This is a genomic window from Leptotrichia sp. oral taxon 223, assembly GCF_013394795.1.
In the GTDB taxonomy this organism is placed as follows: domain Bacteria; phylum Fusobacteriota; class Fusobacteriia; order Fusobacteriales; family Leptotrichiaceae; genus Leptotrichia.
Genome location: NZ_JABXYU010000001.1, coordinates 1,472,000 through 1,485,737, shown reverse-complemented (window position 1 = coordinate 1,485,737; position 13,738 = coordinate 1,472,000). Strand labels below are relative to the sequence as shown.

Annotated in this window: 12 protein-coding genes, 1 tRNA gene and 2 rRNA genes; 3 read left to right on the top strand and 12 right to left on the bottom strand. The window is 33.5% G+C overall.

What is annotated here, in order from left to right; genetic code table 11:
* Positions 1-53: 53 nt before the first annotated feature.
* The 8 genes from ricT to HW275_RS07240 form a co-directional block, all read right to left on the bottom strand.
* Positions 54-560 (bottom strand): PSP1 domain-containing protein, encoded by a 507-nt coding sequence (ricT, locus tag HW275_RS07275; protein WP_178935899.1) that lies wholly within the window; start codon positions 558-560, stop codon positions 54-56.
* Positions 557-1,276 (bottom strand): DNA repair protein RadC, encoded by a 720-nt coding sequence (radC, locus tag HW275_RS07270; RefSeq protein ID WP_255460037.1) that lies wholly within the window; start codon positions 1,274-1,276, stop codon positions 557-559. Before radC ends, ricT begins: the two co-directional genes overlap by 4 nt.
* 258 nt (positions 1,277-1,534) lie before the next feature.
* Positions 1,535-1,759: a VOC family protein gene (locus HW275_RS07265; protein WP_178936432.1), complete on the bottom strand. Its 225-nt coding sequence runs from the start codon at positions 1,757-1,759 to the stop codon at positions 1,535-1,537.
* Complete coding sequence (locus HW275_RS07260; protein WP_178935897.1) at positions 1,756-2,439, bottom strand: YitT family protein; 684 nt, start codon at positions 2,437-2,439, stop codon at positions 1,756-1,758. Before HW275_RS07260 ends, HW275_RS07265 begins: the two co-directional genes overlap by 4 nt.
* 63 nt (positions 2,440-2,502) lie before the next feature.
* Entirely contained in the window at positions 2,503-2,670 is a 168-nt protein-coding gene (locus HW275_RS07255; protein ID WP_255460034.1) for a conjugal transfer protein TraX, read from the bottom strand.
* 162 nt (positions 2,671-2,832) lie between these two features.
* Positions 2,833-4,254, bottom strand: coding sequence for a 6-phospho-beta-glucosidase (locus HW275_RS07250; RefSeq protein ID WP_304599211.1), 1,422 nt, complete (start codon positions 4,252-4,254; stop codon positions 2,833-2,835).
* Positions 4,255-4,672: 418 nt separating this feature from the next.
* A complete protein-coding gene (gene ylxM / locus HW275_RS07245) occupies positions 4,673-4,996 on the bottom strand; it encodes a YlxM family DNA-binding protein (protein WP_026748420.1) in 324 nt (107 codons plus the stop codon).
* A 160-nt stretch (positions 4,997-5,156) separates the two neighbouring features.
* Positions 5,157-6,050 (bottom strand): tetratricopeptide repeat protein, encoded by an 894-nt coding sequence (locus HW275_RS07240; RefSeq protein ID WP_178935895.1) that lies wholly within the window; start codon positions 6,048-6,050, stop codon positions 5,157-5,159.
* Positions 6,051-6,258: 208 nt separating this feature from the next.
* On the opposite strand from HW275_RS07240, the gene HW275_RS07235 reads away from it, so the two are divergent.
* The 3 genes from HW275_RS07235 to HW275_RS07225 all read left to right on the top strand — a co-directional run bounded on the left by HW275_RS07235 (position 6,259) and on the right by HW275_RS07225 (position 8,967).
* Positions 6,259-7,731, top strand: coding sequence for a hypothetical protein (locus HW275_RS07235; RefSeq protein ID WP_178935894.1), 1,473 nt, complete (start codon positions 6,259-6,261; stop codon positions 7,729-7,731).
* A 103-nt stretch (positions 7,732-7,834) separates the two neighbouring features.
* On the top strand, positions 7,835-8,311 hold the full coding sequence (locus HW275_RS07230) for a phage head-tail adapter protein (protein WP_178935893.1): 477 nt from the start codon (positions 7,835-7,837) through the stop codon (positions 8,309-8,311).
* 89 nt (positions 8,312-8,400) lie between these two features.
* Complete coding sequence (locus HW275_RS07225) at positions 8,401-8,967, top strand: ankyrin repeat domain-containing protein (RefSeq protein ID WP_178935892.1); 567 nt, start codon at positions 8,401-8,403, stop codon at positions 8,965-8,967.
* A 690-nt stretch (positions 8,968-9,657) separates the two neighbouring features.
* On the opposite strand, the gene HW275_RS07220 is transcribed toward HW275_RS07225, so the two are convergent.
* The 4 genes from HW275_RS07220 to HW275_RS07205 all read right to left on the bottom strand — a co-directional run bounded on the left by HW275_RS07220 (position 9,658) and on the right by HW275_RS07205 (position 13,717).
* Entirely contained in the window at positions 9,658-10,089 is a 432-nt protein-coding gene (locus tag HW275_RS07220; RefSeq protein WP_255460033.1) for a DUF6314 family protein, read from the bottom strand.
* Between the two features lie 460 nt (positions 10,090-10,549).
* Positions 10,550-10,626, bottom strand: a tRNA-Asn gene (locus tag HW275_RS07215).
* Between the two features lie 16 nt (positions 10,627-10,642).
* Positions 10,643-10,755, bottom strand: a 5S ribosomal RNA gene (gene rrf, locus HW275_RS07210).
* Positions 10,756-10,812: 57 nt separating this feature from the next.
* Positions 10,813-13,717 (bottom strand): 23S ribosomal RNA (locus HW275_RS07205).
* Positions 13,718-13,738 lie beyond the last annotated feature (21 nt).

Genomic DNA, 13,738 nt, shown 5'->3' with positions numbered 1-13,738 from the left:
AAATTTCCTAAGCTATGAATTTTAATTTAAAATATCTCTTTATTATTTCAAGTTTACCAGTAAATTTCCCGTCCATATTTCCCAAATGCTGACAATATCCGTCCTTCATCGTTTGTTTTAATCTGATAAAATTCCACTCTTTTCTTGAATGTTCTGTTTACTTCCTTCACAAGCTCCCTAAAGTCAAGCCTGTTGTTCGCTGTAAAATAAAATATAAGTTTGCTTTCGTCAAATGTGTATTCTCCGATAACAAGGTTCATTTCCGGCAACAGATATTTTACTATTTTTTTACACTTGAAATAGGCTTCGTCTGCCTTTTTGTCCAGTTCCTTCAACTTTTCAATTTCCTTATTTGACAGTTTTCTTTTCACTTCCCTGATTTTCAAGTCATCCTGCTCGCCTTGCTCCTTATTTAAGGCAAGCCCCAGAACTATTCCAATCTGTTCACCACGAATTGTGTCCACAAGCACGTGATCTCCCTTTTTATAATCTTCCGTGTCGTTTATCATAAATGGATAAACTTTTTTTGTCTTTCTAAATTTAATATTTATTATTTTCATAAAATCCCACCTTCTAAAAAACTAAAATATCCCTTTTCACTTATTATTAAATGATCAATCAGGCGTATTTCCATATTTTCAAATACTTCCTTCACTTTTTTTGTCAATGTAATATCAGATTCTGACGGTTTTAACGAACCTGCTGGATGATTATGCACCAGAATTACGCCCTTTGCATTATATTCCAATATTTTTTTTATTAATTCCCGAATATAAACTGTACTTTTATCAATCGTTCCATAAAACAGTTCCTCTTCCTTGAGAAGCTCATTCTGCGTATTTAAAAATAGCACTTTAAACACTTCCACATCCCTTTTCAAAAGGGAATATTCCAAATAATTCAATAACTTGACATTGCTTGATATATTAATTTTTTTATTATGTATTTTTTTATAAAGTCCCTTTTCTATAATTTCAAACAGAAGTTTAAAAAAAACAACTGTTCTTTCCGTCACATACTTATTTTTCTGCAATTCTTCCTCAGGCTGCTGTAAAATCGTGTACAAATCACCATATTTCTTTAACAAATTTTTAGCAATTCCCCTGCAATTTTTCCTAATAATCGTATATGTCAGCAAAAGCTCTAAAAGTTCATAATCCAGAAAGCCTTTTACCCCCACAGACAAAAATCTCTGCCTTAGTCTTTCCCGATGCCCTTTTTCCTGCTCCTCAGCCAACTTTTGCTTAAAAGCCAATATTTCTCTATTATCCCCCATCATTTTCCCCCAAAAAATGTTTTCTTAAAATTTATGCAACCTAATAAAATCTCGTAAAAATCAAACCCCACAATTATTTAATTTCTCTTCTCTGATTTTAAAAAATTTGAACTGAGTATAGTTTATCACAAAATGAAAAAAATAACAATATTAAGAAAAACAAACTGGAACAGCAAATTTTACTTCCTAAATCTCCTGAAAATTAAAATTTAATCTCAATCTACCCTCCGTTAAAGTATATTCCTAAATAAATTAACTCTATTCCGTTATTTCTATCAAATTCCCCTCACAATCCTCCACAACGCTTTCATAATATCCATCTCCAGTCGTTCTAAGCCCGCTTAAACATCTAAATCCGTCATTTACAAGTCTTTTTGTCAATTTATCAGCATTCTCTTTGTTTCCAGTGCTAAAAGCAAAATGAATAAAGCCTTCATTCATTATTTTATCGTTTCTTTCTGAAAGTTCAAGACGTGCCGTTATTCCAAGCCTTCCATTTCCTTCTCAATTTGACTTTTTCCATCAACTAAATTCCATTTTTCATAAAGTTTTTCAATTCTTGGCATAAACATTCCAAGTAAAGGTCCAAATAGAACCATGCTAATTATTGTTCCTTCACGCAAACTCCATTCTATAGGAAATACAAGTGTCAGAACAATAACAAGCCCAACGCAGAAAAAATCTATCCATTGCCTAAATTTTGCAAACGGAATCCCAGTTTTTACATGAATCGCACTGCAAAAACCTTCCAAAGCAAATGTCGGCAATCCCAAAACTACTATCGCTCCCATTGTAAAAGCAACTGATACAAGTACTATAACATTAGTTGTTATTCTGAAAATATAGTTACTAAATGTCATATTTTTAAAAACTACATATACAAAAAAATTAATTGAATATCCCAGCAACATAGAAATAGGTATTTGTAAAAAATTTATCTTTTTAAATTCTTTTTTTAGTAAAATAATTTGCCCCAATACACATAAAAAATTACATATTATCGCTACTGTTCCCATTTTTATTCCTGTCAAAAACGAAAAAGATAATGCCATCGCATCCCAAGGCGCAACTCCTACGTTCATCTTTACCAAAAGTGCTAATTCCATCCCTGCCAATATTGTAAGTAATACAAGCAATCCATACGCTCTTATCATTCTATTCATTTTCTCTCCATTTCTCCATTCTAAATTCTTATTTTAAAATACATCCTCAACAACCCCAAAATATCAAATATCGCTCACATATCTTAAAAATCCATTTTCTGTTAACAAAGGATACATCAAAACCTTATTCACGTGATCAATTAACATTGATAAAAAAGCGATATATTTTAATTGTGCTCCTGAAAATACTCTTATCTTGTTCAAGTTATTATGCCTATAAGTTGTGCTCATAATAACAATTCTCCCTTTATATTTTTATTTTTTCTAAAATTCTGATTTTATTTAAGTTTCTCAGTTTCATTTTAAAAAGTTTCATACAAAAGTAAAGGGAATTCGCTATTTTAAAAATCCCCTTATTTTTTTACTAATTTTTTCAATAAATAATTTCAAATGCTAATCCAAAGCTTCCCCATTACTTGCGATAACCTTTTTATACCAGTCAAATGATTTTTTCTTACTTCTCTTTAACGTACCATTTCCATCGTTATCTCTATCTACATAGATAAATCCGTAACGTTTTTTCATTTCTCCAGTTCCCGCACTTACTAAGTCGATAGGCCCCCAAGTTGTATATCCTAAAAGTTCCACTCCATCCAGTTCAACCGCTTCCTTCATTGCCTTTATATGATCTCTCAAATAGTCAATTCTATAATCATCTTCCACGTATCCATCTGCATCTGGAACATCCACAGCTCCAAGCCCGTTTTCCACAACAAACAACGGTTTTTGGTATCTGTCATAAATTTCGTTTATTGTAGTTCTAAATCCTAACGGATCTAGCCCCCAGCCCCAGTCTGTCACTTCAATATACGGATTTCTCATTGTTTTTAATAAGTTTCCTTCTCCAAGTCTATCAGCTTCAGCAGAGATACAACGAGTTGTATAATATGAAAAACTAACAAAATCAACTGGATTTTCCCTCAAAATTTTCTCATCTTCACTTGTAATTCCAATATTTATATTTTCTCTTTCAAAAAATTTCTTAGCATAATTAGGATAATATCCACGAGCCTGTACATCTATGAAAAAATAATTTTCCCTGTCTTTTTCAAGTGCAGTCCATACATCTTCAGGCTTTGAAGTCAATGGATAAAATTTTCCAGCCGCAAGCATACATCCAATTTTGTTTTCTGGATCAATTTCATGCCCAATTTTTGTAGCCCAAGCACTTGCCACTAATTCGTTGTGTGCCGCAGTATACAAAACTTGATTTTTATTTTCCCCTTCTTCAAAAACGATTCCTGCTCCCATAAATGGTGCGTGTAATAAAATATTAATTTCATTAAATGTAAGCCAGTATTTTACAAGTCCTTTATATCTAGTGAAAATTACAGTACACAATCTTTTATAAAAATCAATAACTTTTCTGTTTCTCCATCCACCATATTCCTTGATTAAATGAATAGGAAAATCAAAGTGAGTTATTGTAACTAATGGCTCAATACCGTATTTTCTACATTCCTTAAATACATTTTCATAAAATTCAAGCCCTTTTTCATTCGGAGTTTCTTCATCTCCATTTGGGAAAATACGAGTCCATGCTATCGACATTCTATAAGTCTTAAATCCCATTTCAGCAAATAACGCAATATCTTCCTTGTATCTATGATAAAAATCAATCGCCCCTTTAGCAGGATAAAAATGCTCATCGTCAAATTCCAGCATTTTTCGCTCCCCAGTAATCACAGCAAGCCTATCTTCCCCAACTGGCGACAAATCTACATTGGCAAGCCCTCTTCCATCCACATTATAAGCTCCTTCAAGCTGATTTGCAGCAGTAGCTCCACCCCATAAAAAGTCTTTTCTAAATCCCATTTCCATCTCCTCCTAAAAAATTTTCGTATTTAATATTTTTTATAATTTCCTTTACATTAAAAATATAACACTAAAATCTTATAAAAACAAGAACATTTCTCAATTTTTTAATTTTACCCTTCCCATTATTCGTAAAATTTTCTTCCCTTTCAAGTTTACCAATATACATCCTTTATTTTTTTATTAAACAATGTTTTTTCTTTAGCAAAATTTTAACAATCTGAAAATAAAAAAGGCAAAACCAAAGGTGGGAAAACATTTATCAGAAGCATTTCCCGCCATTTCAGTTTTGTCTAATCCAAATAGTAATAACTTAAATTTATAAACTTCATATATTCTTTACATAACCATTATACCCTAACTTTCTTATTTGTCAATAGCAACTTATTTTTTATTTTTATTTTTTTGAATCGTAAAATTATTCTGTATAATCAAAATCTTCTATTATTTTTTCCAGATTCTCCATAGTGAAATTTTTTCTCAAATATTCAAGTTTCCCCTTCAATTCCTTTTCTTTTTCAAATATTCCAAGTTTACTCTCATATTCATCCAGCTTCTGGACACCTTTTTTTATATTGTCAAAAACTGCCTGTCTTGTAACTCCACATTGTTCCGCAATTTCTGAAAGAGAGCTATTTTCTTCCAGATAAAGTTCCAAATATTGCCTTTTCTTTTTGGGAAAAAGTTCGCCATAATATGAAAACAGCACCGAATATTTCAAAAAATCCTCTAGTTTATCCATAAATCTAACTTCCTTTTTATTTTTACTTTTAACCTTGCTTCTCAAATCAAATTGTATACAAAATTCAAAAATTATGACTATTCTACTCAAATCCTAGTTTTTTATAAGTTAAATTCTGAAAGAAATTTGAGTACATATTAAATAAAAATTTGTATATTTTTTAATTTTTCAATTTTTTCACAACCTGATTTTTCCACACATACTGCTCCATTCTATTTTTAGCGATTCTCTGTTTTGCAATTAAAATTTTTTCCAAAATACTTTGATAAATTTCACTTTCAATTCCAAAAGCGGCTTCACACAGTTTTTCGCATTTTTCCAGCAAAACAGCCGATTTTTTGTAGCTTTTGTTTTCAAAATAGACATTTGCCAAATTATGTAAAATGTTAAAATATAGATTACTATTTTCCCCCACTTCGTTTTGCAACGCTTCAAGTGCCATATTCATAGATTTTTCCGCCAATTTTTTTTCATCAATTTTTAAATACGAATTTACCATATTGCTTCGAATGATTGCTCCTTGTACTTTGCTATTTTCCAAATCTTCCAATATTTTCAGGCTTTTTTTCTGCCACTTTACTGAATCCTTATATCTCCCAGTTTCTTCAAAAAAAAGTCCCAGATTATTACATATTCCCGCAAATATATATCCGTCCCTAAAATTATTTTTTTTGTAAGTTTTTATCGCCTTAAAATATTTCTCCTCAACTTTTTCATATTTTTTCATAATTCTGTAAACTTCCGCTAAATTTGCATTGCAAGTCACAAAAGCCATCGTATTTTCTCCATAATTCTTTAACACAATTTTTTCCGCTTTGGTTAAAAGCCTTATCGACTCCTCAAATTTTCCAACATATTTCAAGGCATTCCCCAATTCAGTCAGCACTTTTACACTTTCGTCACTTTCCCCTCCATACAGCCTTCTAAACAGCACCTTTAGTTCTCGCAAAACCCCTATTTCCTTCTCAATTTCACCATTATTCACATATTCTTCCCTTTTTACAAGTAATTCTCGTATTCTCTTCTCTTTTACTTCCTTCTCTCTCCCAGTCATTTACAAATTTCCTCTTTTAAAAAATTTTATTTTTTAACCTATTATTTATTTATAATACCACAAATTCCTCAATAAATCTAATTTTTTTCAAAAAAAATCAGTCAAAATTCCATCATTCCTCTATTCTATAATTAATATATAGAAAAAATAATACAATAATGCTATAATAACAAAACAAAATTTACCAGCAAGGGAGGCAACATATTTTATGAAAGAACTATTTAAAAGCAAAATAGAAATTATCGAATTTTTCAAAAAATTTTTTATACAAAAAAGAAAAAAAGAACTGGAAAATGAACCAAAATTATTAAATGAACTAAATAAAAAATCAATCTTGCTAAACAATCAGCTAAAATTAAAAAATACAAATAAAACTAAAATAAATAAACAATTGGAAAAAATTCAAAATATAAAAAATGGCAAAATACAAATTATAAATGTAAACAGATATGTTTTAAGGTTTCTACTAATAGTCCTATTTTATATTTCATTTTTAAATCTTGCCTTAAATCTAAAAGGCTACAACTACTTTATATACGCTTCAGCTGTTATTATAATAATACTGTCATTTTTGTCAATGCTTATAACTTTTATTATAAAAAAGAAAATTTTTACTGCCTATTTTTACGACTATAATATTAAAAAAATTTTTCTAATGGCTGTAATTTTCTTTGGAGTAGGCTACTTCCTTAATTCTTACAAAAACGAACTTGAAATATTAAATAAAAAATCCATTCTAATAAAAAACGCAGAAATAAATTCAATAGACGAGTTAAAAAACAGCACTCTCGAAATTGTAAACAAAGATGGAAAAACAAAATGGAAAGTAGATAAAAATTTAAAAATTCTTACTTATGAAAACTCTCAAAAGGGAAATATAAACATCACAGACACAGTAATTGACGACAATAACAATGTAAATTTATCTTTTATAAATGAAAAAAATGAAACAATATGGCTAAAAGGAAAGATAATTTATTTCAACTGGGATACCGTAAAAATAAAACTAAAAAATAAAAAAATTATTGAAGGAGAAGTATATGGAAAAATAATTAAGCTGGAAACAGGTGAAACTTTAATATTAAACAATAATTTTGAATTACGGGATGAAAGTAAAAAAATTAGCGACTTTGGTGTGATGGGAACTAGTTTAAATATCAAAAAAATTATAAATAATTTTTTGTTTACATTTTTAATAATTTTTATTTTGATAGAATACGAATACTACAATTTCCCATTTGAAGAAAAAGAAAAAATAGTATCCAAATTAATGCTAAATGAAAAAAATACTCTAACAATAAAAAAATCTGTTTTTTCAATCCTCAGAACAATAAAACTGCTAATGTTCCCAATAGCTTTAATTCAAACGCTACTAATAAGAGATTTTATCTTTAGTCTATTTTTTGACAAAAATCTAAAAAAAGGTTACGACATAATAAACGTCCTCGTATCCTATTTTTCAAAATCCTACTTGCTAATTTTTATAATACTCCTGCTCCCGATACTCACAGAATTATTTAATATTCTAAAATTAATTAAACGCTACATAATATTAAATAAAATAGACAGATTTTCTTACGTAAAGAAAAAAAGAAATTATTCTCGAACAATGATTTATAATAGCAGAAAAAATAACAGCTATCTAAACTCTTTTATAAACAGAACTTCCAAAAAAAAGTAATTTTACTAAAAATTTTGCTATATTAAAATCTAAACCCGATTGTATAAATAATATACAAAATATAATTTGAAAATACGAATAAAATAAAGAAAAGAGATCAACTATGAATAAATTTTTTAAATTATTATTGTTATTTACTTTTATAATTGCTATTGGTCTATTTTATAAAAATCATTTAAAAAAAGCAAAAATAAATGTATCGGATTGTCTAAATAATCGCTATATGGCAAATAGAAAAGAATATTATGAAAAAAATTATAAGATTTTTAAAGAAAGGCAAATAAAATTTTATATAGATGATAAAAATGGAAAAATGCGAGAAATTGCTAATCAAGATGAATTTTTTGCTTCATTAAGAGAAGCTACAGATTATACTTATGAAATAGTTGGAAAAAAATGGTTCTGTACAAAAAGAAAGTTATTTGGAATAGCATTTGGAATTGATAAGGAAGCAAAAATAAAATATATTTCAGTACCAGAAAAAGAAAAGAAAAATATATTAAAAAATATAGACAAGTATCCTGAAAAGAATATAGAGAATAGATGTGTGCTAATAGAAGTGCTGAAAGGCAATTATTAAGAATACTAGAATAAAAATAAAAACAACTTTGCATTTTAAATATTTTTAAAAACAAAAATGAAGCATTAAAATAAAAAAAGGAGATGAAAATGTCAGAATATACAACAATATGGGAAGCAGTAAGATTTGGAACATTAAAGGATGTTATAGAAATATTCAAAAAAGGAGATGAAAAAATTGGAGATGCATCAGGAGATAGTATATTATTTGATGCATTATCAAATAATGATAGTACTGCACGTTATGAAATTGCTAATTTTTTAATAAATAAAGGGGCAGATGTTAAAATAGTAAGAGAAGACGGGATGAGTTTGTTCTTTCCATTATTTTATCATGGACGACGAGATATAATAAAAATGACAATATTGTGTAAAACATTATTGGAAAAAGGCGCAGATATAACAACAATATATAAGAAAGAGAAAACGGTTTCATTCAAAGGATTATTTAATATCGGCACTCCTGAAATAGAAATGTTACCACTATATCAACTGATATTTTCTCAACCAGGACTTCCTCTTTTAGTAAAAGATAAATGGGGACTAACAGTAATTGAATTTGCGAGAAGGTTTAATAGACCAATAGCAGTGAAAATGATGGAAGATTATGTAAAAAAAAATATAATTTGCAAGAAGAAAATTAGAATTTTTAGATAACCGTTGTTGCGAAAGACAGCGGTTATTTTTTAGAATTAATACTACTTCTCATTTAAATAGTAGAAATCAGAAAATTCATCGAATTAAAGCCTTTTGTACAAGATTGTACTATTTACAATCTATGTACTTATAAAATATCCTATAATTAAATTTAATCATTAAGTATTCGTCTTAAAGACTTTTGTAATTTTATTTATTAATAATAAGCAGTTTTTCAAAATCTGAATAAAAATCCCCTATACAAATACTTAAAAATTAGATTTGATTTTTTTTACAAGGCTATCAAACTAATCATTATAAAATTTTATTACTATTTTTTAAATAGGGTTTAGTATAAGTTACTTTATTTCAATATTTAAAAAATAGACTGTGTTTGAAAACTTAAAATCTATATTATTTTTAATATTTTTTTGATTTTAGAAATTGTACAAAGCACGATAAAATCAGTATTTATTATTTTTAATCTTAGAAAATTTGTTAAAAATTCATCATTTTACGAGTTTTCAGACATGCTCGAATCTAAATTCTAAATTTTAATCCTATAATCAGTTTAATAACCAAAAACTACATTTTAATTTCTTGTTAAAAATGTTTTTAATAAATTAATTATTTCAATAAAGTTTAGTAACAAGTATACTAAATACACTCTGTTTCAACACTTTCCAAAAGTCCTGAATTCATACTAAATTTCTATGCTAAGTACGTGTATTCTAAAACTTCATTCTTCTTTTCCCCCTTTACTTTTATCAGCAGACAAATTCTATTATCCCAAATCTTCATTTCTCCATAATATAAATCAGGACTACACAAATACTCTTTCTTCATCATAAATTCCCCATCACAAAATAGAAACTCAAATATCTTCTCATAATCACCATTTCTAAGCCTATAAAATCCAATATAATTTTCCTTAAATTCCCATAATTTTCTATCATTATACCGAATATCACTATCAAGAATAATTTCTTCAATAAAATACAACCTATCTCCTTCTTCTCTAACCACAACATTCCCCTTACCAACATAATTCCAACCTGTCGAAGACCCTTCCAAACTCTCCGCCTTAAAAGAAATCCTTCTAACATTTCTCATCATTTCATAAATACCCATAATCCTATCCATACTATTTCCACCCATAATTTTAAACATCTCTAAACACATTTACTACAGTATACCAAAAATAAAATACAAAATAAAGAAAACAAATACTATTTATCCATTTTTATAATAAAAATTATCACATCACAGGCATCAAATACTCTCTAAAACCCATATATAAAAATAAACAAATTTATTTTACAACTACTAGTACTATTTCCGCCTTTTAAATAGAAAATGTTTAATAAATTTTAAATTATTATATACTATACACAAACCTGCAAATAAAAAGCATAAATTTACTTTCCTGAAAACAAAAAAAGACAAAAAACCTTTTTAAACAAAGTTTTCTTGTCTAGTTAACAATATTCTTGCAGTAATTTACTATCTTGATATTTACAACAGTTCTATTCATTAATATACTACTGTACAATACTTTATGTCTTTTTTCTTTAAATCCTCATGGAATTTTCACAAAAAAAAGTGGCGTCCCCGGTTGGACTCGAACCAACGACCCTCTGATTAACAGTCAGATGCTCTAACCGGCTGAGCTACGGAGACACACAAAAGAAAAAAAGTTTGGCAACTGCCTATTTTCCCGGGACGAATCCAAGTATCGTAGGCGTAAGCAGACTTAACTGCCGGGTTCGAAATGTGACCGGGTGTATCCCTGCTGCTAGCATCACCAAACTTAATTAAATTGTCAAGTTAAGACAATGAGAAATAAATAGTAGCAGTAAAAGATCAACTAAAAAGCGGATGTAATATTAGTACCAGTCAGCTGAATGCATTGCTGCACTTACACCCCTGGCCTATCAGCCATGTGTTCTCCATGGATACTGCGAACACTCATCTCAAAGCCGGCTTCCCGCTTAGATGCTTTCAGCGGTTATCCGTTCCAGACGTGACTACCCAGCCATGCCACTGGCGTGACAACTGGTACATCAGAGGTCTGTCCAACCCGGTCCTCTCGTACTAAGGTCAGAACTTTTCAGTATTCAGGCGCCTGCAGTGGATAGGGACCGAACTGTCTCACGACGTTCTGAACCCAGCTCGCGTGCCTCTTTAATGGGCGAACAGCCCAACCCTTGGGACCTTCTCCAGCCCCAGGATGAGACGAGCCGACATCGAGGTGCCAAACACTTCCGTCGATATGGACTCTTGGGAAGTATCAGCCTGTTATCCCCGGGGTAGCTTTTATCCGTTGAGCGACGGTCCTTCCATACGGGACCGCCGGATCACTAACTCCCACTTTCGTGCCTGCTCGACCCGTCAGTCTTGCAGTCAAGCTCCCTTATGCGTTTGCACTCTTAGGCTGATTTCCATCCAGCCTGAGGGAACCTTTGAACGCCTCCGTTACTCTTTTGGAGGCGACCGCCCCAGTCAAACTGCCCATCTAGCACTGTCTCCGTCACCAGATTAGAATTCCGGCGGCATATGGTTGGTATTCCAACGGCGACTCAGCCAAGACTGACGCCTAGGCTTCACAGTCTCCCAACTATCCTATACACACACAGCCAGAACCCAATGCCAGACTACAGTAAAGCTCCACGGGGTCTTTCCGTCCTACTGCAGGTAGCCGGTATCTTCACCGGCATTACAACTTCACCAGGTCTCCAGCCAAGACAGCTCCCAAATCATTTCACCATTCGTGCAGGTCGGAACTTACCCGACAAGGAATTTCGCTACCTTAGGACCGTTATAGTTACGGCCGCCGTTCACCGGGGCTTCAAATCGGATCTCTCAATCCTCCTCTTAACCTTCCGGCACTGGGCAGGTGTCAGCCCATATACGTCGCCTTCCGGCTTAGCATAGACCTGTGTTTTTGGTAAACAGTTGCTTGGGACTCTTCACTGCGGCCTGTTTCCCCTTGAGGTGTTTCTCCCCTCAGGTATGTCAGGCACCCCTTCTCCCGAAGTTACGGGGCTATTTTGCAGAGTTCCTTAGCTAGAGTTATCCTGTCGGCCTCAAGTTTCTCACTCTGTCCACCTGTGTCGGTTTACAGTACGGGCACTATTTCTCATCGATAGAAGTTTTTCTCGGCAGTGTAGGATCTGTGGCTTATGCCAATGCACTTCCCCATCAGGTCTCACATTTAGACACGCGGATTTGCCTGCGTGTCCATGCTGCGCCCTTGGAAAGGCTATTCCGTCAGCCTTCCCACATACCTTCCTGCGTCACTCCGTCTCTCGGGCGATAATAGTGGTACAGGAATATTAACCTGTTTTCCATTCGCCATCACAGTTTTGCTTATGCTTAGGTCCCGACTTCCCCAGGGCGGACAAACCTTCCCCTGGAAACCTTGGACTTCCGGCCGGCGGGATTCTCGCCCGCCTTCTCGCTACTCATTCCTGCATTCTCGCTTCTGATGCCTCCAGGAAGCCTTGCGGCGTCCCTTCGACGGCCTACAGAACGCTCTCCTACCAGGCGTGTGGACACGCCTCCGCAGCTTCGGTTTATGTCTTAGCCCCGTTACATCTTCGGCGCAGATGCTCTCGACCAGTGAGCTGTTACGCACTCTTTCAAGGCATGGCTGCTTCTAAGCCAACCTCCTGGTTGTCTGTGAACATCCACCTCCTTTCCCACTTAGACATAATTAGGGACCTTAGCTGGCGGTCTGGGCTGTTCCCCTCTCGTCCATGGACCTTGTCATCCATGGACTCACTCCTGACGATCAATATACGGTATTCGAAGTTTGCTTGGTTTCGGTAAGCAGTACGCCCCCTAGACCATACAGTGCTCTACCCCCGCATATCTTGGCGTCAAGGCTACACCTAAATGCATTTCGGAGAGAACGAGCTATCTCCTAGTTCGATTGGCTTTTCACCCCTAGACCTGCCTCATCTCCCAACTTTTCAACGGCGGTGAGTTCGGCCCTCCACTGAGTCTTACCTCAGCTTCAGCCTGGACAGGCCTAGATCACTAGGTTTCGCGTCTATGACTGGCGACTTAACGCCCTATTGAGACTCGGTTTCCCTTCGGCTCCGCTTTATTAACCTTGCCACCAATCATAACTCGCAGGATGATTAACCAAAATCCACGCAGTCACACATAAAGTGCTCCTACCGTTTGTAGGCACACGGTTTCAAATTCTGTTTCACTCCCTTGCTCAGGGTTCTTTTCACCTTTCCCTCACGGTACTCTCCACTATCGGTCAACAGCAGTATTTAGCCTTGCGTGACATGGTCCACGCTGATTCACGCCAGATTCCTCGTGCCTGACGCTACTCGGGTGCTTCCAGTCGCCATATGCGCTTCACGCCCTACAGGACTTTCACCTTCTTTGGTTCAGCTTCCCAGCTGATTCCGCTTACATGCATATGGCTTAAACATTATGACAATCCGTTAATGGAAGTCCCACGACCCCGTGCCAGCAACGCTGTCCGCTTGGCGCTGGCACGGTTTAGGCTTCTCCCCGTTCGCTCGCCGCTACTCAGGGAATCGTTTTTACTTTCCTTTCCTCCCGCTACTTAGATGTTTCAGTTCGCGGGCTTACCGTTTTCACGCATATCCTCCAGATATGCAGGTTTGCCCATTCGGAAATCCGGGGATTAACGACTATGTGCGTCTACTCCCGGCTTATCGCAGCTTATCACGTCCTTCATCGGCTGCTGTTGCCTAGGCATCCTCCGTGTGCCCTTGTTAGCTTTTTCTCCAGAATAACTTTTACTCCA